This window comes from Actinacidiphila acidipaludis, from assembly GCF_019890725.1.
Classification (GTDB): domain Bacteria; phylum Actinomycetota; class Actinomycetes; order Streptomycetales; family Streptomycetaceae; genus Actinacidiphila; species Actinacidiphila acidipaludis.
Map to the genome: position 1 here is coordinate 42,037 of NZ_JAINZZ010000013.1, position 20,662 is coordinate 62,698.

A 20,662-nucleotide genomic window follows, 5' to 3' on the forward strand; every position below is an offset into this window, starting at 1 on the left:
GATGCGTGAGTACCCTTGCGCATTCCATGATGACCGCGGCCCGCTCCGCAGATTCCGGCATCGCCGGTCCGGGCGAGCTGGACCGCTATCCGTACGCCGATGCCCCCGGCACCGAACGACCCGGACCCGCGCCGTCCTGGGAGGGCGTGGAGCCGGACATGGGCCGGGCCGGCCGCCGGGCGGGCGGCAGTCGCGGCCGGGGACTGCACGGCCAACTCGTCCAGCAGCTCGGTCAGATGATCGTCTCCGGCGACCTCGGTGCCGACCGCCCGCTGGTGCCCGAGGAGATCGGCCAGCGCTTCGAGGTCTCGCGCACCGTGGTGCGCGAGTCGCTGCGCGTGCTGGAGGCCAAAGGTCTGGTCAGCGCCCGGCCCAACGTCGGCACCCGGGTCCGCCCGGTCAGTGACTGGAACCTGCTCGACCCCGACATCATCGAGTGGCGGGCGTTCGGGCCGCAGCGCGACGAACAGCGCCGCGAGCTCCAGGAGCTGCGCTGGACCATCGAGCCCCTGGCCGCCCGGCTCGCCGCCGGCCACGGCCGCGACGACATCCAGCAGCGGCTGTCCGACATGGCGGAGATCATGGCCCACGCCGCCGCCCAGGGCGACGCGCTCACCTGTGGCCGTGCCGACTCCGAGTTCCACACCCTGCTGCTCCAGGTCGCCGGCAACAAGATGCTGGAGCACCTGTCGGGCATCGTCTCGTCCGCCCTGCACGTCTCCGGCGGGACGGTCACCGGATGCGAGCGCACCGGGGACGCCGCCATCGGGCTGCACCATCGGATCGTCGACGCCCTCGCAGGAGGAGACGGGGCCACCGCCGAAGCCGCGATGCGCGAGCTGCTGGCCGTGCCCGCGGGCCGTCCGGCCGCCGGCGCCTCGGGCGCCCCGGACCACGTGGTCCCCGCGCCGCGCGAGCACTGATCGCGCCTTCCGGCCGCCGCGGGTCCCGGACCGTCGGGACCAGCGGCGGCCCCGCGCGTGGCAGATGCCCGGCTTTGCTGCAGATCGGTGCGATTTGGGGTGTGACTCGGGCCACGTAAGCTGGGCGTAACGCTTGGCGAGGCAGTGCGATGACTTAAGAGGTGGTGGCCGCGCGAGGCATACCCGGTGTCGGGATCGACGCTGAGTCGCGGTGCGGTACCACCCAGTCGTTCCCATCGTTCCGAGAGGTTGTTCGTGTCGGCCAGCACATCCCGTACGCTCCCGTCCGAGATCGCCGAATCCGAGTCTCTGATGGCGCTCATCGAGCAGGGTAAGGCCCAGGGCCAGATCGCCGGCGACGACGTGCGTCGGGCGTTCGAAGCGGACCAGATTCCGGCAACCCAGTGGAAGAACGTTCTGCGCAGCCTCAACCAGGTCCTCGACGAGGAGGGTGTGACGCTGATGGTGACTGCCGCTGAGGCGCCCAAGCGCACCCGGAAGAGCGTCGCAGCCAAGAGCCCGGCGAAGCGTACTGCCACCAGGACGGTCGCCACGAAGGCGGCCCCTGCCAAGAAGACCGTAGCGCCGACGGCCCCCGCCCCCGAGGCGGTGACCGAGGCCGAGACCACGGTGGAGCCATCGGTGGAGGCGGAAACCCCAGCCAAGAAGGCGCCCGCGAAGAAGACCGCCGCCAAGAAGACGGCTGCCAAGAAGGCCCCCGCGAAGAAGGTGGCGGCGAAGAAGACCGCCGCCGCTCCCGGCGAGGACGAGGCAGTCGAGGCGGAGGACCTGCTCGAGGACGCCGCGCCCGGTAAGGGCGGAGACGAGGACACGGAGAAGGCGGAGTCCGAGAGCTTTGTGCTCTCCGACGACGACGAGGACGACGCGCCTGCCCAGCAGGTCGCCGTCGCCGGCGCCACCGCCGACCCGGTCAAGGACTACCTGAAGCAGATCGGCAAGGTCCCGCTGCTCAACGCGGAGCAGGAGGTCGAGCTCGCCAAACGGATCGAGGCCGGCCTGTTCGCGGAGGACAAGCTCGCCGCGGCCGACAAGCTCGCCCCGAAGCTCAAGCGCGAGCTGGAGATCATCGCCGAGGACGGCCGCTGGGCCAAGAACCACCTGCTGGAGGCCAACCTCCGTCTCGTGGTCTCGCTGGCCAAGCGCTACACCGGCCGCGGCATGCTCTTCCTCGACCTGATCCAGGAGGGCAACCTGGGCCTGATCCGTGCGGTCGAGAAGTTCGACTACACCAAGGGCTTCAAGTTCTCCACGTACGCCACCTGGTGGATCCGGCAGGCGATCACCCGCGCCATGGCCGACCAGGCGCGCACCATCCGCATCCCCGTCCACATGGTCGAGGTCATCAACAAGCTGGCCCGCGTCCAGCGCCAGATGCTCCAGGACCTTGGCCGCGAGCCCACCCCGGAGGAGCTGGCCAAGGAACTCGACATGACCCCCGAAAAGGTCATCGAGGTCCAGAAGTACGGTCGCGAGCCCATCTCGCTCCACACCCCGCTGGGTGAGGACGGCGACAGCGAGTTCGGTGACCTGATCGAGGACTCCGAGGCGGTCGTGCCGGCCGACGCGGTGAGCTTCACGCTTCTGCAGGAGCAGCTCCACTCCGTCCTCGACACCCTGTCCGAGCGCGAGGCGGGCGTGGTCTCCATGCGGTTCGGCCTCACCGACGGCCAGCCCAAGACGCTGGACGAGATCGGCAAGGTCTACGGCGTGACCCGTGAGCGGATCCGCCAGATCGAGTCGAAGACCATGTCCAAGCTGCGCCACCCGTCGCGGTCCCAGGTCCTTCGCGACTACCTGGACTGATCTTCACAACAGCAGCGTGATCAGATGCCCGGCCGGGCCATCCGGCCGGGCATCCGCGCGTTCTGCGGATGCGGCCTCCGACCCTATCGGTGACTCTGGGTGTCCAGACAGATCCGCAAGGTCAGGAGGTCCTATGCGTTCCCTTTTCCGTGCCGTGCTGCGATCCCGAGCCGTGATCGCCGGGGTGGTGGCCGTGCTGCCGGCCCTGGCCATACCGCTGGCCGCCCCTGCCACCTCCGCCTCGGCGAACGAGGTCGTGGTGGGCGGCGCCCCGACCAGCACCGATCAGCAGCCCTGGGTGGTCGCCCTCGGCAGCCGGTCCCGTTTCGGCGCGAGCCGGTCCGGGCAGTTCTGCGGCGCCGTGGCCGTCGGACCGCGCACCGTCGTGACCGCGGCACACTGCTTCAGTACCGAAGCCCTCGGTGTCAGCGACTGGCACCAGCTGACCGACCTCCGTCTGATCGTCGGGCGGACCGACCTGACGAGCACCAGCGGCGAGGAGCTGCCGCTGGCCGACGTCTGGGTCAACCCCGCTTTCGACCCCACGACCAACGCGGGGGACGTCGCGGTGATCACCCTGGGGCACTCGCTGCCGAGCGGCGCGTCCATCCCGATGGCCCAGCCGTCGGACAGCGCCGACTACGCGCCCGGCACCCAGGCCCAGGTCTACGGCTGGGGTGACACGACCGGCCACGGCGACTACGCGACCTCGCTGCGTACCGCGCCGGTCACGATCTTCTCGGACACGACCTGTGAGAAGGCGTATCCGGGGGGTGGCGACGGCACCTACGAGTCGTCCACGATGCTGTGCGCCGGCGCGCAGGGCGGCGGCAAGGATGCCTGCCAGGGGGACAGCGGCGGGCCGCTGGTCGTGGCGGGCCGCCTGGTGGGGCTGGTCTCGTGGGGGAACGGCTGCGCGCTGGCGGACTACCCCGGTGTCTACACGCGGGTCTCCGCCGTGGCCTCGCTCGTCGCTCAGCACATGTGACGGCCAGTCAACCCACCGTGGCCGACTGCGACAGGACGACCCCAAAGAAATGAGCAGTGCGTGACGGCTTCATCGCTCACCGTCTCCGCACTGCTCGTTGGTCGTGATGATCGCAGGTGGTCTCAACCGGTTCGGAGAGACACCTGCGGGCGGACACCCCCTCAAGGGGTCCATCCGCCCGCGGGTCCGAACTCGTCGCTGGTGCGATGTGTCAGCGCTCGTCGTCTCCCGCCGAAGCCGGGGTCTCGGTGAGCCTGCCGGTCTCGTCCTGTATTTCCGCTGCGATCTTCTTGAGTTCGGGCCCGAACTTGCGGCCGTGGTGGGCGCAGAAAAGCAGCTCTCCGCCGCTGATGAGGACGACACGCAGGTAGGCCTGAGCGCCGCACCGGTCGCAGCGGTCGGCCGCCGTCAGCGGATTCGCGGGGGTCAGAACAGTAGTCACGTCGCCTCTTCTCTAGCTCGACGAGGGGTCGTACCAGGGTCAACATCCAACCAGGCCGAAAACGTTCCCGCTTCCGGCTTTTCCTTGGAACCGACTTCGGAGTGACTGGGCGTTACCGATGGACGGCGAAAAGGAGTCAGTTGCGTCGGATGTCGCGGTATGGAGCTGTTGTCCCACTTCGCCCCGGCTGGCTGTCGGGTTGTTGGAGAGGACGTGCCCGGAGCCTAAATGGTTCATGCCTCTTTGGGAACGTGACATGTGTATCACTCGTGCGAGTTATCGAACGCCTGCTCGATAAGAGCTAGTATGGGCATCCCGGAAACCGGGTCGTGGCGCAGGCTCCACGCCCGGCATCGGTACCCTCGTCACCGACATGGCCGTCGTCCGCCGACGAAAGCCGCGGTAGACGAACGTCACACCATCTGGAACGAGGAGCTGCCCGCGTGACCGCCGAGACATCCGTGCCGTCCTCCGCGCTGCTGGCCGGCGCGGATCGCGACGGTTCCAACTACACCGCGCGGCACCTGCTCGTCCTCGAAGGCCTCGAAGCCGTGCGCAAGCGCCCCGGTATGTACATCGGCTCGACCGACAGTCGCGGCCTGATGCACTGCGTGTGGGAGATCATCGACAACGCGGTCGACGAGGCGCTGGCCGGCCACGGCGACCGCATCGAGGTCGTCCTCCATGACGACGGCTCCGTCGAGGTGCGCGACCAGGGTCGCGGCATCCCGGTCGACGTCGAGCCGAAGACCGGTCTGTCCGGCGTCGAGGTCGTCATGACCAAGCTGCACGCCGGCGGCAAGTTCGGCGGCGGCTCCTACGCGGCCTCCGGTGGTCTGCACGGCGTCGGCGCGTCCGTCGTCAACGCCCTGTCCTCCCGGCTGGACGTCGAGGTGGACCGCGGCGGCCACACCCACGCCGTCAGCTTCCGGCGCGGCGTGCCCGGCATCTTCACCGAGTCCGGCCCCGACGCCCCGTTCGACCCCAGCGGCGGCCTCACCAAGATCAAGAAGGCGCCGCGCGGGCGCACCGGCACCCGCATCCGCTACTGGGCGGACCGCCAGATCTTCCTCAAGGACGCCAAGCTCTCGCTGGAGAACCTTCACCAGCGCGCGCGGCAGACCGCCTTCCTGGTGCCCGGCCTCACGATCGTCGTGCGCGACGAGCGCGGCATCGAGTCGGAGAAGCCCGTCGAGGAGGTCTTCCACTTCGACGGCGGCATCAGCGAGTTCTGCGAGTACCTCGCGCCCGACAAGCCGATCTGCGACGTGCTGCGCCTCAACGGCAGCGGCACCTTCAAGGAGACCGTGCCGGTCCTCGACGAACTGGGCCACATGACGCCCACCGAGGTCACCCGCGAACTCGGCGTCGACATCGCGCTGCGCTGGGGCACCGGCTACGACACCACCCTCCGCTCCTTCGTGAACATCATCGCCACGCCCAAGGGCGGTACCCATGTCGCGGGCTTCGAGCGGTCGGTGGCGCGCACCGTCAACGAAGTCCTGCGCGCCACCAAGCTGTTGCGCGTGGCGGAGGACGACATCGTCAAGGACGACGCGATGGAGGGCCTGACCGCCGTCGTCACCGTCCGCCTGGCCGAGCCGCAATTCGAGGGCCAGACCAAGGAGGTGCTCGGCACCTCCGCGGCCAACCGCATCGTGGCCGCGGTGGTCACCAAGGAGCTCAAGGAGTTCCTGACCTCCAACAGGCGCGACACCAAGGCCCAGGCACGCGCCGTGCTGGACAAGGCCGTTGCCGCCGCCCGCACCCGCATCGCCGCCCGCCAGCACAAGGAGGCCCAGCGCCGCAAGACCGCGCTGGAGACGTCCTCGCTGCCGGCCAAGCTAGCCGACTGCCGCAGCGACGACGTCGAGCGCAGTGAACTCTTCATCGTCGAGGGCGACTCGGCCCTCGGCACCGCCAAGCTCGCCCGCAACTCGGAGTTCCAGGCGCTGCTGCCGATCCGCGGCAAGATCCTCAACACGCAGAAGTCGTCCGTCTCCGACATGCTGAAGAACGCCGAGTGCGGCGCGATCATCCAGGTCATAGGAGCCGGGTCCGGGCGGACCTTCGACATCGACCAGGCGCGCTACGGCAAGGTCATCTTCCTCGCCGACGCCGACGTGGACGGCGCCCACATCCGGTGCCTGCTGCTCACCCTCTTCCAGCGCTACATGCGCCCCATGGTCGAGGAGGGCCGGGTCTTCTCCGCGGTGCCGCCCCTGCACCGGATCGAGCTCGTGCAGCCCAAAAAGGGCCAGGACAAGTACGTGTACACGTACTCGGACAACGAGCTGCACCAGACGCTGATGGACCTGCAGCGCCGCAACGTCCGCTACAAGGACAGCATCCAGCGGTACAAGGGCCTCGGAGAGATGGACGCCAACCAGCTGGCCGAGACCACGATGGACCCCCGCCACCGCACCCTGCGCCGCATCAACATCAGCGACCTGGAGGCCGCGGAGCAGGCGTTCGACCTCCTGATGGGAAACGAGGTCGCCCCGCGCAAGGAGTTCATCACCAACTCCGCCGGCACCCTGGACCGCTCCAAGATCGACGTCTGATCCGCCCCGACGGCTGAGCGGACCGCCCGGGCGAACCCGTGCGGTCCGCGACTGTGGCTGTCGGTGGCTGACCCATCGCCACGTGGGCATTGCACCTGTCTCATGGCCGAACGCTCTACGCCTTCTCCACGGCGTGGGTACTCTGGATCACATCGTTGACGCGGCCCGACGGGCTTCCGCTCCACATCGGTGGAGTCTCGAAGGACATGCCCCCACCCGCACGAGTTGTTTCGTGCTGCCTGGGGGATGTTCTTGCTGTTCCGTTCGTCGGCCAGGTCGGTTGCCGTCAAGGCCTCCGACAAGTCGCTCTTCCCGCATCTCGCCGAGCAGTTTGTCCATATGCGTGGTCATCATCCAAGCGCGTCGGAAAGCCGTTCATGGGAGCGCAGCATCCCCGAACTTGCCGCCGCGCTCACCGACGCGGGCCTCGGGGACGTGGAGGTCATGCTGGAGTACGCCCTGCCGCTGAACAGCAAACGGGCGGATGTGGTGCTCGCAGGTGTGCATCCGGTCAGTGGGCAGCCGTCGTACGTCATCGTCGAACTCAAGCAGTGGAGTCAGGCGAGCCCTCACGACGACGATCCGCAGCTCTGTCACATCGATGCCTATGCGCAGCCCGTGCTCAATCCGATCGAGCAGGTACGGCGCTACTGCGAATACCTGGTCAACTTCAACGGGGCCCTCGCCGGGCACCCGAAGCGACTGAGCGGCGTGGCTTACCTGCACAATGCCACCGAGTTCGGCGTCAGCGGTCTCCGCGAGGTGGAGGTCGACAACTGGGGGCAGTTGTTCACTGCCGACAGGCGCGGAGCCTTCCTCGACTACCTCCGTTCCAAGTTGAGCGACCGGCACCCAGGAGCACGGGCGGCCGACGAACTCCAGGCTGGACGCACGGTCCCCTCGAAGCAGCTGATGGCCGTAGCGGCTCAGGAGGTGCGCGACCGCGAGCAGTTCGTGCTGCTTGACGAGCAACAGGTCGCCTATCGCATGGTCCTCAACGCGGTCCGCAAGGCAAGGCGGTCCGACCACAAGGAAGCGTTGATCGTCACGGGTGGTCCCGGAACCGGCAAAAGCGTCATCGCTCTCTCGGTCCTCGGTGAGCTGTATCGCCAGGGCGTTCCGGCTCTGCATGCGACCGGTTCTCAGTCCTTCACGAAGACCATGCGTAAGGTGGCGGGCGCCCGGAAACGCGAGGTCCAGGACCTCTTCAAGTACTTCAACAGCTTCATGGTCGCCGAGAAGAACACGCTCGACGTCCTGATATGCGACGAGGCGCACCGCATCCGCGAGACGTCCGCCAATCGCTACACCTCCGCCGCCCAGCGGACAGGCCGACCGCAGATCGACGAACTCATCGACGTCGCTCGCGTTCCCGTTTTCCTCCTCGACGAGCATCAGGTGGTGCGCCCCGGTGAGATGGGCACGGTGGCCGAGATCGAGGAGGCGGCCGCTCGTAAGGGCATTGCCTGCCACGTCGTTCAATTGGACAGCCAGTTCCGCTGCGGGGGCAGCGACGCCTACCTGCGATGGGTGGTGCGGCTTCTCGGCCTCGAACCCGGAGGGCCGATTCTCTGGGAGCCCGACGACCGCATGCACCTGCGCATTGCTGACAGCCCGGAAGAGATGGAGGCTCTGCTCCAGAGTCGCCGGATCGAGTTCAGCGCCTCGGCTCGCATTTCGGCGGGCTACTGCTGGCCCTGGTCAGCAGAGCCCAAGCCCGGTGAACCGCTGCCTGCGGACGTGACGATCGGCAGCTGGGCCCGCCCCTGGAACCTCCGCGGCGACCGAGCCGTCTCCGGCGCTCCTCCGTCCGCCCTGTGGGCCACTGACCCGGCCGGATTCGGGCAGGTTGGCTGCGTGTACACGGCGCAGGGTTTCGAGTACGACTGGTCAGGCGTCATACTCGGCCCTGACCTGGTCTGGCGCTCGGATCGCTGGGTTACGGACCGCACGAAGTCCAAAGACCCGGTCTTCAAGAAGTCCACATCGGACTACGACGTCGACCGTCTGATCCGCAACACCTACAAGGTCCTGCTGACACGAGGCATGGTCGGCACGGTGGTGTACTCGACGGACCCGGAAAGTCAGGAGAAGCTGCGCGATTTGGTGCAGGCGCGGTAACGGGTCGCTGCCGCGAGTGCCCGGGGTCGAGCTGGACCCGTTCGAGTCCGCGCACCGTGAGGTGTGTCGCACCCCGGTGAGGCGCTGCTGACACGCGGGGAGGGGTGTGCGAAGCTGCCGATCGCGAGGGAGGGGCGTTGGGCGTGGGGCGGGAGCGTACGGCGGCGGGTGGGCGGCGGAACGGCACAGTCGGGGCTGCGCGCGTCGCACTGGCGGTGCTGGTCGTGGGCGGGGTGGCCCTCGGCGCCCTGCTGCTGCGCCCGGGCACGGGCCTGTTCGGCAAAGGCCGCGGCCCGCTCGGCGGCAGCCCCCTGCTCGTGGCGGGCCTCGCCCTGCTCTCCCTCCTCGGCGGCCTGGCGCTCCGTGAGAAGTACCTGAGCCACGTCGACCCCGGACAGGAACGCGACCCGGTCGAACAGCGGCTGGTGGACACCGTGAGCCGGGTCCTGATGGCCGCCCCCGTGGCCGTCCCCTTGCTCGCCCTGGCTCTGCACCGCTTCGGCGCGATCGGCGTAGGACATGGACACGTCCAGGCGCCGAAGCTCCAGGATCCCAGCCTGCGGCGGAACCAGGTGCGCAAACCGCACCCTGTCGACCACACCCGTCACCACGAATCCGCCCTGCACTTCGGGCTGCTGCGCATCCTGCTCGGCATCGGCATCGCCCTGCTCGTCCTCGCCGTCGTCATCGCCGGAGTCCACCTGTGGCGGCACCTGACCCGGCCCCCGGCCCCCGCGGAGCCGGCCACCTACGGGACGCTCGACGACGAGCAGGAACGCCTGGCCCAGGCCGTGGACTCCGGGCGCCGCGCCCTGTCGGACGCCGAGGACGCCCGCATGGCCGTCATCGCCTGCTACGTCGCCATGCAGGAGTCCCTCGCCGAATCCGGCGTGGCCCGGCATGCCTCGGACAGCCCGCAGGACCTGCTGGAGCGGGCCGTTCGCGACGGACTGCCCGCGCAGGCCGCGGCCGCCGAGCTCACCGCCCTGTTCCGCGAGGCCCGTTACTCCACCCACCCGATGAACAGCGCGCACCGCGACCGGGCCGCTGCCGCGCTCGCCGAGATCGCCGACGGCCTCGACGCGCGGGCCTCCGGGGCCGGCACCGTGGCGGGCGTCGCATGAGGGCGCCGAAACGCATCCGGGCCATCGTGGACTCGGTGCTGCAGGCACCGGGCTCGGTACGGCACTCCGTCGCCGTCCTCGCGGCCGTCGCCGTCGCGACCGAGGCGCTGCTCGCCCTGACGGACGGAGCCGTCGCCGCCGCCACCGGCTTCACGGTCATCGTCGCCCTCGCGCTGGCCCTCGCTCGCTATGCCGCGGGCGGCGGCGCCCAGGACAGCGGCTACCGCAGATCGGTGCGCCTGCTGGGCGGCCGGGCCCCCGCGCTCGGCGGCTGGCAGCACATCGTGGCCAAGACGCTCGGCGACGACAGCGAGGTGCACCTGCGGACCGTCATGCGGCCCCAGTTGCAGCGCCTCTTCGCCGCCCGGCTGGCCGAGCGGCACGGCGTCGAGCTGTTCCGCACCCCGCAACGTGCCCGGGTCCTGGTCGGCGCCGAACTCTGGCCGTGGATCGATCCCGAGGCCGGCGCTCCCCAGCCGGCGCTTCCCGAGCCCGTCCTGCGCGCCCTGCTCGACCGGCTGGAAACGCTGTGACCGGTCGCGGAGAGGCCCGCCGCACGGCACCGTCCCGAGCGGCCACGAACACGAGCCGCCGGCCCGCCACCTCCCGCACCCGGGCCCCGGGCACCTCCCGCACCCGGGCCCCGGGCACCTTCCGCACCCGGGCCCCGGGCACCTCCCGCGCATCCCGACACCCCGTGCCCGCATCCCGACACCCCGCCCACCCCGCCCCGTGAGGATCCGACCGTGACCAGCCCGCAGCCCACCCCCGACCACGACACCCTGACCCCGCGCCAGGCGGGCGAACGGGCCGCGGCCGTCCTCGACGAGATCCGCACGGCCGTGGTCGGCAAGGCGGAACCGCTGGCCCTGGTGATGCTCGGCATCCTGGCCGGCGGCCACGTCCTCATCGAGGACCTGCCGGGACTCGGGAAGACGCTGCTGGCCCGCTCGTTCGCCACCACCCTCGGGCTGGACTTCCGCCGCATCCAGTTCACCCCCGACCTGCTGCCCTCCGACGTCACCGGCGCCCCGTTCTACGACCAGCGCACCGCCGACATGGTCTTCCGGCCCGGCCCGGTCTTCACCCACCTGCTGCTCGCCGACGAGATCAACCGCACCCCGCCCAAGACCCAGGCCGCGCTGCTGGAGGCGATGGCCGAGGCGCAGGTCTCCATCGACGGGAGCACCCGGCCCCTGCCGGAACCCTTCGTGGTCGTCGCGACCGCCAACCCCGTCGAGTACGAGGGCACGTACACCCTGCCCGAGGCCCAGCTCGACCGGTTCCTGCTGCGGGTGCGGATGGGCTACCTGACGGCCGCTCAGGAGACCGGCATGCTGCGGGCACGTCTGGACCGGGCCGCCCCCGAGGCCGTGCTGCGCACGCTCAGCGGGCCGGGGGAGGTGCTGGCCATGCGCGCCGCCGTCGAGAGCGTGGAGGTGGACGACGATCTGCTGGAGTACGTCGTCGCACTGGTCGGCGCGACCCGCGAGCACCCGCACATCCAGGTCGGCGCCTCGCCGCGCGGCGGCCTGGCCCTGGTACAGCTCGCCCGTGCCCGCGCCGTGCTGGACCTGCGGGACTACGTGACGCCGGAGGACGTGAAGTCCGTCGCGGTGCCGGCGCTCGCCCACCGCGTCACCCTGAAGCCGGAGCTGTGGGTCCGGCAGATCGACGGCGACGACGTGATCCGCGAGATCGTGCAGAGCGTGCCGGCCCCGCAGACCCTGCCGCGCACACCGGTCGCCTCATGACGGAGGCGGTGCGGTCCCCGAAGACGGACGCCCGGGCGGCCGCCGCCGTCCGGCGGGCCCTGAACGGCCGGCAGGACGTGAGCGCCGAGCCCCCGGCACCGGCCCCGCCCGGCCGGCGTGCCGGTGAACGCGCCCTGCGCCTGGGCACGCTGGCCGTCGTGGCGCTGGTCGCCGCGCTGGTCACCGGCCATGCCTGGGTGCTGGCCCTCGCCGCCGGGCCGCTGGTGCTCCTCGCGCTGGCGCTGCCGGACGGAGCACCCCCGGACGCGGTGACGGCCGAGGCCCGGGTGGAGCCGCGGCGGTGCTTCGAGGGCGAGCAGGTGCGGGTGTCGATCGCGGTGGCCCACGACGGTGAGACCGGGCGTCTGGACCCCGGCGTCACGCTCGGCCACGGCGTCCGGCTCGACCACCTGGCCGTCGGGCCGCACCGCGTCGACCTCGTTCTGACGGCACAGCGCTGGGGCCGCTGGACGCTCGGCACGGTCGACGTCGACGTCTACGACACCGGCGGGCTGGCCCGGACCACCGTGCGGGCCGCCCTCGGGGAGATCGACGTCTTCCCGGTGCCCGAGCACGCCGGGCTGACGCCCATCCCGGTCCGGCTGCCGCAACGGCTGGGCGAGCACACGGCCGTGCAGCGCGGCGAGGGCGTCGAGGTCACCGGCGTGCACCCGTACGTGCGCGGCGAGCGGCAGCGGCGGATCCACTGGCCGGCCACCACCCGCCGCGGCAGCCTCCAGGTCCACCAGTTCGCGGCGGAGCGCACCGCCGACACCGTGGTGCTGCTGGACGTGCTGGCCGACGTGGTCGACCCGCTCACCGGCGCCTCCTCGCTGGACGAGACGTTCCGGGCCGCCGCCGGGCTGGTCCGCGCCTACCTGCGTACGCACGACCGGGTCGGCGTCGTGTCGGTCGGCGGCAGCACCCGCTGGCTTCAACCGGGCGGCGGGCAGGGGTACTTCTACCGCATCGTCGAGAGCGTGCTGGAGGTCCGCAAGGACCTCGCGTACCGCGCGGCGGGGCTCAGCCTGCTCCCACCGCCCGCGCTGCCCGAAGGGGCGCTGGTGTACGTCATCACCCCGCTGACCGACCAGCGGATCCTCGACGTCCTGCACCAGGTCCGCGGGCGGGCCAACCCGATGGTCGTGGTCGAGATCCCCAGTGGGGACCCGGTCGTGGAGCCCGGCGACACCGAGGGCGAACTCGCGCTGCGGCTGTGGCGTGCCGACCGCGACGCCATGCGCTTCGCGCTGGTGGAACGCGGCATCGCGGTCGTCGCCCACCGGCCGGGGGAGACGCTCGACCTCGCCCTCGCACCGCTCCTGCGCACCCGCATCCACGGGGGGACCCGATGACCACCGTCCCCAGCCGGCCGAGCTCCCGGTCCACCGACCCGCACGCCGCTCCGTCCCCGCCCGCCGCTCCGTCCAGCCGAGGTGCCCTGCTGGTCGCCCGCCTCACCTCCCGCCTCACCGACCGGCTGCTCGGAACGGCGCTGGCGCTGGCCGCCTGCGACCCGCCCGCGGCCGTGCACGCGCGCCTGCCGGTCAAGGCGCTGGTGATCGGGGTGGCCGCGGCCGCGTGGTGGGCGGCTCCGATGGTCGACGCGCGTCCGGTCCTCACCTCCATGCGCAGGAGGACCGTCCTGTGCCGCCGCCGGACGACCGTCCTGCCGGCCGCCGCCATCGTGCTCGCCGCCGTCACCGGGCCGCCGCTCTGGGCGGCCGCCTGCGTGGCCGCCCTGCTGCTCGCGTATGTGATCGTCACCGACGCGTGGACGGCCGGGGTGACCGCGCCGCCCGGGCAGCCGCGGGCGACCCCCGCGGTGGCGGCTGCCGGCGCCACCGCCGTCGTCCTGCTCGCCGCGCGGGCGCCGGTCGCGGGCAGTTCGTGGGCGCGGCTGCCCGCGGCCCTGGCCGTCGCGGCGGCCGTGGTGTGCCTGGCTCTGGCGCTGCGCGCCCGCAGGCGCCCACCCGGCTGACCGGCCGCTCACCCGGCTGACCGGGCCGACCGAGACCACGACCCGACCGTGGTGAGCCCGGACCGGCAGGGGCCGCACCCCGGCGGCCCGCGCACGACGGCCGGCCGGCCCCGCTCGCGGAAGCACCACTGCGACACGGCCGTCACACGACGGCCGGCCCCGCCGGCCGAACCGACGCGGACGCGGTGGTCGCGCGGGTTCGGACGGCGGGGCCGGCCGGGTGAGGTACCGGGTGGGGTCAGTGCTCGGCGAGCATCCCCGCGCGGAGCTTGGCGAGTATGCGGGACAGCAGCCGGGAGACGTGCATCTGGGAGCAGCCGATGGCCGCGCCGATCTCGGCCTGCGTCATCTCCTGGCCGAACCGCAGCTCCAGCAGCAGGCGCTCACGGTCGTCGAGCCGGTGCAGCATCGGCGCGAGGGTGTGGAAGTCCTCCAGCAGCTCCATCGCCGGGTCCTCGGCGCCGAGGGTGTCGGCGTAGGAGCGGCCGTCGTCGTCCTCGCCGTCGCCGGACGGCAGGTCGATCGAGTCGGCGGTGTAGCCGTTGGAGGCGATCAGGCCCTCGATCACCTCGTCCTCGGTGATCTTCAGGTGCGCGGCCAGCTCGCCGACGGTCGGCGGGGCGCCATGGGCGGCGGTGAGGTGGTCCCGGGCCTTGGCCAGTTCCACCCGCAGCTCCTGCAGCCGGCGCGGCACGTGCACGGCCCAGCTGGTGTCACGGAAGAACCGCTTCATCTCCCCGACGATGTAGGGGACGGCGAAGGTGGTGAACTCCACCTCGCGACTCAGGTCGAACCGGTCGATCGCCTTGATGAGGCCGATGGTGCCGACCTGGATGATGTCCTCCATCTCCTCCGGGCCGCGGCTGCGGAAGCGCCGGGCGGAGAAGTGGACGAGGGACATGTTCATCTCGATGAGGGTGTTGCGCGCGTAGGCGTGCTCGCGCGTGCCCTCCTCCAGGGTCTGCAGCCGGTCGAAGAAGAGCTTCGACAGGGCACGGGCGTCCTTGGGTGCCAGCTTGTCGGCGTGCTCGATCCACGGCAGCTCAGCCGTCTGCCCCTCCTGCCGCCGGTCGGACGTGACCTTCTCACTGGTGCTCACGGACATCTGCGTGGACATCGACGCCTTCCCCACCTCTGTTTCGCTTCACTGTCCAGCGCCGCCTGCCCACCTTCCCGGGATGTATGCGCGCCAATTTCGCCGCGTTCTCCGGGGTGTGACGGTTGGGGCGCACGTGGTCGGGAAACCCGTCCTTCATGAACATGTGGGACAAAAGGGACGACATGGTGGTGCACGAGCGGGAGCCGTTCAACGCCGAGCCGCCGCGGACGGGGCTGGCCGGACAGCTGCGGACGCCGCTGGACACGTTCTACAGCCGCAACCACGGGCCGATCCCCGACCCCGACCCCGACACCTGGCGGCTGGCCGTCGACGGTCTGGTCGAGCGGCCCCTGGACCTGTCCCTGGCGGACCTGCGCGAGCGCTTCCCCGCGACGGAGGTGACGGCCACGCTGCAGTGCGCCGGCAACCGCCGGACGGGACTGATCGAGGTCCGCGACATCCCCGGCGAGGCGGCCTGGGGATCCGGCGCCACCTCGACCGCCACCTTCGGCGGGGTCAGGCTCGCGGACCTGCTCGCCGCGGCCGGCCTGAAGGACGGCGCCGCGCACATCGCCTTCACCGGCATGGACGTCTCACCCCTGCCCGACCCGCCCGAGCGGTACGGCGGCTCCATCACCACCGGCAAGGCCCTGCGCCCCGAGGTGCTGCTGGCCTGGAGCATGAACGGACGGCCGCTCCCGCGCGTGCACGGCGCACCGCTGCGCGTCGTCGTCCCCGGCTGGATCGGCGCGCGCAGCGTCAAGTGGCTCACCCGCGTCACCGCGCGCGCCGCGCCGTCCGACAACTACTTCCAGGCCACCGCCTACCGCATCCTCCCGCCCGGGACGACCTCCGAGCAGGCAGGACCCGACGCCGGTATCTCCCTCGGGCCGATCGCGCTGAACTGCGACATCCTGCGCCCGGACGACGGGGCCCGGGTGCCGGCCGGTCAGACGTCCGTCTCCGGGTACGCCCTCGCCGGTGACGAGCGCACCGTGACCCGCGTCGACGTCTCCGCCGACGGCGGCGAGAGCTGGACCCAGGCCGTCCTGGACCCGCCGAGGGAACCCGGACTGTGGCAGTTGTGGCGCACCGTCCTCGACCTCCCGCCGGGCGAGGCCACGATCACCGCTCGCGCCTGGGACTCCACCGGCGCCCTCATGCCCGAATCCCCGCGCCACCTCTGGAATCCCAAGGGGTACGCGAACAACTCCTGGGCGAGGGTGCGGGTGACCGCGGAGGGGCACCACGCGACCCGCTGAACCCCCGGCCGCCGGGCGCCGGCCGGCGGCGCCAGCCGGGGGACGACGTCGCCGTTCTTCCGGTCGCGGAGGCGCGGGTGACCATGCCCGTGGCGCAGGGGCGTCCGGGTCCCCGCGGGAGGCTAGCGGTCGCTGCCGCGCACGGCCCAGCGGACGGCGTAGGCCGCGGGCCCGGCGACCAGGACCGCGGCGCCGGCCGCGACCGAGGCCGCGGGGAGGGCGAAGGCGAGGATCAGGCATCCGGCCAGGCCCACCACCGGGATCACCCGCGCCGGGCGGCCCTCCTCGGGGCCGAGCGTCCAGGCCGAGGCGTTCGCCACGGCGTAGTAGACGAGGACGCCGAAGGAGGAGAAGCCGATCGCGCCGCGGACGTCCGCGGTCGCGGCCACGACCGCGACGACGGCGCCGACGAGCAGTTCGGCCCTGTGCGGCACGCCGAAGCGCGGGTGCACGGCGGACAGCGCGTGCGGCAGGTTGTGGTCGCGGGCCATGGCCAGCGTGGTCCGTGAGACGCCGAGGATCAGCGCGAGCAGCGACCCCAGGGCGGCGACCGCCGCCCCGACGCGGACCACCGGCGCGAGGCCGCCGGCGCCCGCGGCCTTCACGGCGTCCGACAGGGGAGCGGTGCTGCCGGCGAGCGCGGCGGGGCCGAGCACGGCCAGGACCGCGACGGCCACGGCCGTGTACACGACCAGGGTGATGGCCAGCGCCACCGGGATCGCCCGCGGGATGGTCCGCCGGGGGTCGCGGACCTCCTCGCCGAGCGTGGCGATGCGGGCGTACCCGGCGAAGGCGAAGAACAGCAGCCCCGCCGCCTGCACCACGCCCCGCACGGTGGTGTCCGAGCCCACGTCGAGGTGTGAGCCCACGGCCTGTCCCGACGTCAGACAGGCGACCACGACCGCGGCGAGGACGGCCAGCACCACGGCGACGACGACGCGGGTGAGCCAGGCGGCCTTCCGCACGCCCGCGTAGTTCACGGCGGTGAGCGCCACCACGGCCGCGACCGCGACGGCGTGCTCCTGAGCGGGCCACACATAGGCTCCGACGGTCAGCGCCATCGCCGCGCACGAGGCGGTCTTGCCGACGACGAACGCCCATCCGGCCAGGTAGCCCCACAACGGCCCGAGGCGCTCGCGGCCGTAGACGTAGGTGCCGCCCGACTCCGGGTAGCGGGCGGCCAGCCGCGCCGAGGACGTGGCGTTGCAGTAGGCGACGACCGCCGCCAGGGCCAGTCCCAGCAGCAGGCCGGACCCGGCCGCGCGGGCGGCGGGCGCCATGGCGGCGAACACGCCCGCGCCGATCATCGAGCCCAGGCCGATCACCACGGCGTCGCCCACACCGAGACGCCGCTCGAGCCGTTCCGGCGCGGGGTGGTTCGTGGACGGTGTGCTCACAAGGAGGTCCGGGTGGTCTGGGTGCCGCTGGAGTCGGCGCTGCCTGCGGTACCGGCGGTGCTGTCGTCGGCGGAACGGGCGGTGCCAAAGGCAGCGCCCGCGACCGTCGCCGGAGCGCAGGTGAGCTCGGCGATCAGGGTCTCGACCCGGGCCCTGATCGCGTCCCGGATCGGCCGGACGGCCTCGATGCCCCGGCCGGCCGGATCGTCGAGCTGCCAGTCGAGGTAGCGCTTTCCGGGGTAGACCGGGCAGGTGTCGCCGCAGCCCAGGGTGACGCACACGTCGGACGCGCGGACCGCGTCGGCGGTCAGCGCCTTCGGCACCTCGGCGGAGATGTCGACGCCGACCTCCCGCATCGCCTCCACCGCCGCGGGGTTGACCTTCGCGGCGGGCGCGGAGCCGGCGGAACGGACCTCGGCGCGGTCACCGGCGAGGTGGGTGAGCCAGGCCGCCGCCATCTGGGAACGGCCCGCGTTGTGGACGCAGACGAACAGCACGGAGGGCTTCTCGGACACGGGCTCCGGTTCTCTCTGCTGGGCGGGGATCCGTTCGGCGGCGGTCTCCGCTCGGCGGTACGGGCACCACGCACCGGGTGGCGCTCGTGACGGCGCCTTTCCGCGTGAAAGTATCACCCCATGCTGACGTCAGTCGACGCTGATCTGTTGCGCGTGCTGGCCGATCCGCTCCGGCTGCGGATCGTCACCCTGCTCGCCCACGAGACGCTCTGCACCACGCATCTGGTCGACGAGACCGGCGCCCGGCAGACCAATCTGTCCAACCACCTCAAGGTGCTGCGCGAGGCCGGGCTGGTCGACGCCGAGCCGTGCGGCCGGTTCACGTACTACCGCCTGCGGCCCGAGGCGCTGGGGACGCTGGCCGGATCGCTCGCCGAACTGGCCTCCACGGCCCGGAAGACGGCGGACGGGCAGGTCAGGCGCGCCTGTTCGTGAGCGTGTTCGCCGGGATGAAGTCCCACGGGCGCGCGCCGACGTTCCTGCCATGACCGGGTACGAGCAGGTGCGTTCGGTCGCCGCCGCGCTCGCGGGTGACGCCGAGGGCGCAGACCGGGTCGAACTCACCCTGCCGGAAACGGGAGTCTGCGGCGGCTCCGGACCGTACGACGCCCCCGCCGCCGTGGCCGCGGGAGGCTGCTGCGCCCCGGCCCCGCAGCTCGTCCAGCTCGGCGCCGCCTCCGTCGCCCTCACCGAGACCCCGGCGAGCAGCCGCCCTGCGGCGGCTGCTGCGGGTGAATCCCCCCGGGCGGCTCAGCCGGCCGGGAGCTCGACGCCCTGGGGGTGGTGGAAGACGTTGCGCGGGTCGTACGCCTTCTTGACCTGCTGGAGCTTGGTGTAGTTGCCCTTGTAGTACAGCTCGTGCCACGGCACGTCCGAGGTGTTGTACACCGGGTCGCTCAGGTCGATGTCGCAGTAGTTGACGTAGCAGCCGTCGGTGACGTCGTTGATGACCGGGACGCCGCCGGTCGCCGCGTAGACGCTCTGGTAGAACTCGCGGATCCAGCCGAGCGAGGCGTCCTCGTCGGCCGGGTCGGTCCACCAGATCGACCATGCCGCCTTGTAGGCGGCCTCGCGGTGCGGAAAAGCGGTGGCGTCGGAGGCGACGGCGTTGACCATGCCGCCGAGCGAGCTCAACTGCACGTTGGCCGTCGTGTTGTTCAGGTCGTCCCGCGTCAACTGCTCGTAGAACGCGTCGATGTGGGCGTCCGGGAGTGCCGTGCGGTAGTACGCCGACTTGTTGTCGCTCCGGTTGCTCGGGTCGTTGAGTGTCGGGTTGGTGGTGCTGGCGTAGCGCGCGGCCTGGAACCACGGCAGCCGGCGCGGCTCGGCGAAGTCGGGCAGCGCCGCCATCTCACCCATGTGGGCGGTCATCGGCACATGGGCCACGTCCACGCCGTCCGTCACGAAGGTCAGGAAGTCGTCCAGGACCTTCTGCGGGTCCGGGATGGTCGCGTCGAGCTGGACGACCAGGCCGACGTAGCCGCTCGACTTGTGGTTCAGCCACAGCGCGCTGAAGAGGTGGTCGTTGATGCTGCCGGGCTTGAGGTACTTGGCGTGCCAGTCGCCCCAGTTCCGCACCAGCGCGGCGAAGCTCTCCTTGGTGAGCTCGGCCCACGGCCACGAGATGGCCTGCAGCAGCACCTCGGCCGGCGGCTGCGGGAGCAGCCGCGCCGGGTCGGTGCCGGTCGCGCCCGGGGCGCGGAACCAGAAGCGGGTGATGACGCCGAAGTTGCCGCCGCCGCCACCCGCGTGCGCCCACCACAGGTCCCGCGTGGGGTCGTTCGCCTCGCGCGTCGCCACATGGACGGTGGCCTGGCCGGCGGCCGTCACGCCCACCATCTCGACGCCGTAGAGATGGTCGATTACCAGGCCCAGCTGCCGGCACAGCAACCCCCAGCCGCCACCGCTGACATGGCCGCCCGCGCCGACCTGGAAGCAGATGCCCGCGGGGATGGTGACTCCCCAGGAGCGGTACATGCGCTCGTAGACGTTGAGCAGTTGGGAGCCGACCTCGACGCAGATCGCGTTCCTGGCGGCGTCGTAGTAGACGCGGTTCATCTTGCTCATGTCGAGGATGACGTCCACGTCGGAGTTGTAGACCCAGTCCTCGTGGCAGTGGCCGCCGCTGCGCACGGTCAGCCGCTTGCCGGCCTTCACGGCGCTCTGGACCAGCGCCTGGACCTGTGCGGTCGTCTCGGGGAGACAGACCTTCTCGGGCGTGCCCACCCAGCGCTGGTTGTAGCCGCGCACCAGGTCGGGGTAGCGCTTGTCGTTCGGGGTCACCACGGTGACGGGTTCCGCGGCGGTGTCGGTCGCGGTCGCGGAGTCGGCGGCCGCGGTGGCGGGTAAGGCCAGGCCCGCGCCGGTGAGTAACGCCGCGCCGCCGGCGGCCGCGCCTCCCGTGAGGAACTTCCGCCGGTGCATGCCGCTGGTGTGATCGGTGTTCGTCATCGTCCCAACCCCCTCGTGCTGGCGAGTCAACGTGGCAGCGGTTCCGGGCGGTCCGGCTTCCGGGCACGTCACGGCCCGTTCCGTACCCGCCCGGAACGTTCATGGCCCGGAGGGTGTCACAGCCCCGTGGCGTGAGGGTCGAACTCCGCTGGAGCCCGGCAGTCCCGTCCCGGCTGACGTCCGGCATGCGGCATGCGGCATGCGGCAGCCGGTGTGC

The 20,662-nt window shown here is 71.6% G+C and carries 16 protein-coding genes and 2 pseudogenes; 13 read left to right on the plus strand and 5 right to left on the minus strand.

Annotated features, from left to right (window positions below; translation table 11 throughout):
* Nucleotides 1-5 precede the first annotated feature (5 nt).
* The 3 genes from K7862_RS13595 to K7862_RS13605 all read left to right on the plus strand — a co-directional run bounded on the left by K7862_RS13595 (nt 6) and on the right by K7862_RS13605 (nt 3,735).
* A complete protein-coding gene (locus tag K7862_RS13595; protein ID WP_222962805.1) occupies nt 6-923 on the plus strand; it encodes a FadR/GntR family transcriptional regulator in 918 nt (305 codons plus the stop codon).
* Between the two features lie 255 nt (nt 924-1,178).
* On the plus strand, nt 1,179-2,747 hold the full coding sequence (locus tag K7862_RS13600; protein WP_222962806.1) for an RNA polymerase sigma factor: 1,569 nt from the start codon (nt 1,179-1,181) through the stop codon (nt 2,745-2,747).
* A 133-nt stretch (nt 2,748-2,880) separates the two neighbouring features.
* Nucleotides 2,881-3,735, plus strand: a complete 855-nt coding sequence (locus tag K7862_RS13605) for a S1 family peptidase (protein ID WP_222962807.1) — start codon at nt 2,881-2,883, stop codon at nt 3,733-3,735.
* A 211-nt stretch (nt 3,736-3,946) separates the two neighbouring features.
* On the opposite strand, the gene K7862_RS13610 is transcribed toward K7862_RS13605, so the two are convergent.
* A complete protein-coding gene (locus tag K7862_RS13610) occupies nt 3,947-4,177 on the minus strand; it encodes a DUF7455 domain-containing protein (RefSeq protein ID WP_222962808.1) in 231 nt (76 codons plus the stop codon).
* A 443-nt stretch (nt 4,178-4,620) separates the two neighbouring features.
* Here K7862_RS13610 and K7862_RS13615 point away from each other — a divergent pair, with 443 nt between their 5' ends.
* The 7 genes from K7862_RS13615 to K7862_RS13645 all read left to right on the plus strand — a co-directional run bounded on the left by K7862_RS13615 (nt 4,621) and on the right by K7862_RS13645 (nt 13,721).
* Entirely contained in the window at nt 4,621-6,741 is a 2,121-nt protein-coding gene (locus K7862_RS13615; protein WP_222962809.1) for a DNA gyrase/topoisomerase IV subunit B, read from the plus strand.
* Between the two features lie 252 nt (nt 6,742-6,993).
* Nucleotides 6,994-8,862 (plus strand): DNA/RNA helicase domain-containing protein, encoded by a 1,869-nt coding sequence (locus K7862_RS13620; RefSeq protein WP_222962879.1) that lies wholly within the window; start codon nt 6,994-6,996, stop codon nt 8,860-8,862.
* 143 nt (nt 8,863-9,005) lie between these two features.
* Complete coding sequence (locus tag K7862_RS13625) at nt 9,006-9,986, plus strand: DUF4129 domain-containing protein (RefSeq protein WP_308011971.1); 981 nt, start codon at nt 9,006-9,008, stop codon at nt 9,984-9,986.
* The gene (locus tag K7862_RS13630) at nt 9,983-10,519 is read left to right on the plus strand and encodes a hypothetical protein (RefSeq protein ID WP_222962811.1); all 537 of its coding nucleotides are present in this window, start codon (nt 9,983-9,985) and stop codon (nt 10,517-10,519) included. Before K7862_RS13625 ends, K7862_RS13630 begins: the two co-directional genes overlap by 4 nt.
* A 213-nt stretch (nt 10,520-10,732) precedes the next feature.
* On the plus strand, nt 10,733-11,740 hold the full coding sequence (locus tag K7862_RS13635) for an AAA family ATPase (protein WP_222962812.1): 1,008 nt from the start codon (nt 10,733-10,735) through the stop codon (nt 11,738-11,740).
* The gene (locus tag K7862_RS13640; RefSeq protein ID WP_222962813.1) at nt 11,737-13,095 is read left to right on the plus strand and encodes a DUF58 domain-containing protein; all 1,359 of its coding nucleotides are present in this window, start codon (nt 11,737-11,739) and stop codon (nt 13,093-13,095) included. The genes K7862_RS13635 and K7862_RS13640 overlap by 4 nt, the downstream gene beginning before the upstream one ends.
* A complete protein-coding gene (locus K7862_RS13645; RefSeq protein ID WP_262413096.1) occupies nt 13,092-13,721 on the plus strand; it encodes a hypothetical protein in 630 nt (209 codons plus the stop codon). Before K7862_RS13640 ends, K7862_RS13645 begins: the two co-directional genes overlap by 4 nt.
* 238 nt (nt 13,722-13,959) lie before the next feature.
* On the opposite strand, the gene K7862_RS13650 is transcribed toward K7862_RS13645, so the two are convergent.
* Nucleotides 13,960-14,838: an RNA polymerase sigma factor SigF gene (locus tag K7862_RS13650; RefSeq protein ID WP_372461574.1), complete on the minus strand. Its 879-nt coding sequence runs from the start codon at nt 14,836-14,838 to the stop codon at nt 13,960-13,962.
* 137 nt (nt 14,839-14,975) lie between these two features.
* Here K7862_RS13650 and K7862_RS13655 point away from each other — a divergent pair, with 137 nt between their 5' ends.
* Nucleotides 14,976-16,082, plus strand: coding sequence for a sulfite oxidase (locus K7862_RS13655; RefSeq protein WP_222962814.1), 1,107 nt, complete (start codon nt 14,976-14,978; stop codon nt 16,080-16,082).
* A 122-nt stretch (nt 16,083-16,204) separates the two neighbouring features.
* Here the strand turns inward: K7862_RS13655 and K7862_RS13660 are convergent, their stop codons facing one another.
* Together K7862_RS13660 and K7862_RS13665 are read right to left on the minus strand one after the other, a co-directional pair.
* Nucleotides 16,205-17,479 carry an APC family permease gene (locus tag K7862_RS13660; RefSeq protein ID WP_222962815.1) on the minus strand — a complete coding sequence of 425 codons (1,275 nt, stop codon included), beginning with the start codon at nt 17,477-17,479 and terminating at the stop codon, nt 16,205-16,207.
* Nucleotides 17,480-17,589: 110 nt separating this feature from the next.
* Nucleotides 17,590-17,994 (minus strand): annotated as a pseudogene (locus tag K7862_RS13665) (arsenate reductase ArsC); the annotation flags it as partial.
* A 120-nt stretch (nt 17,995-18,114) separates the two neighbouring features.
* Between K7862_RS13665 and K7862_RS13670 the strand changes: the two are divergent.
* Complete coding sequence (locus tag K7862_RS13670; RefSeq protein WP_222962817.1) at nt 18,115-18,429, plus strand: ArsR/SmtB family transcription factor; 315 nt, start codon at nt 18,115-18,117, stop codon at nt 18,427-18,429.
* A gap of 11 nt (nt 18,430-18,440) precedes the next feature.
* Nucleotides 18,441-18,729: pseudogene (locus tag K7862_RS37535) on the plus strand (flavoprotein); the annotation flags it as partial.
* Nucleotides 18,730-18,744: 15 nt separating this feature from the next.
* On the opposite strand, the gene K7862_RS13675 reads toward K7862_RS37535, so the two are convergent.
* A complete protein-coding gene (locus K7862_RS13675; protein WP_262413097.1) occupies nt 18,745-20,445 on the minus strand; it encodes an FAD-binding oxidoreductase in 1,701 nt (566 codons plus the stop codon).
* Between the last annotated feature and the right edge of the window lie 217 nt (nt 20,446-20,662).

Coding starts and splice junctions, on each gene's coding strand:
- K7862_RS13640 (WP_222962813.1), top strand. CDS start 11,737: ATGACGGAGGCGGTGCGGTCCCCGAAGACGGACGCCCGGGCGGCCGCC.
- K7862_RS13605 (WP_222962807.1), top strand. CDS start 2,881: ATGCGTTCCCTTTTCCGTGCCGTGCTGCGATCCCGAGCCGTGATCGCC.
- K7862_RS13650 (WP_372461574.1), bottom strand. CDS start 14,838: ATGTCCACGCAGATGTCCGTGAGCACCAGTGAGAAGGTCACGTCCGAC.
- K7862_RS13670 (WP_222962817.1), top strand. CDS start 18,115: ATGCTGACGTCAGTCGACGCTGATCTGTTGCGCGTGCTGGCCGATCCG.
- K7862_RS13655 (WP_222962814.1), top strand. CDS start 14,976: ATGAACATGTGGGACAAAAGGGACGACATGGTGGTGCACGAGCGGGAG.
- K7862_RS13645 (WP_262413096.1), top strand. CDS start 13,092: ATGACCACCGTCCCCAGCCGGCCGAGCTCCCGGTCCACCGACCCGCAC.
- K7862_RS13630 (WP_222962811.1), top strand. CDS start 9,983: ATGAGGGCGCCGAAACGCATCCGGGCCATCGTGGACTCGGTGCTGCAG.
- K7862_RS13675 (WP_262413097.1), bottom strand. CDS start 20,445: ATGACGAACACCGATCACACCAGCGGCATGCACCGGCGGAAGTTCCTC.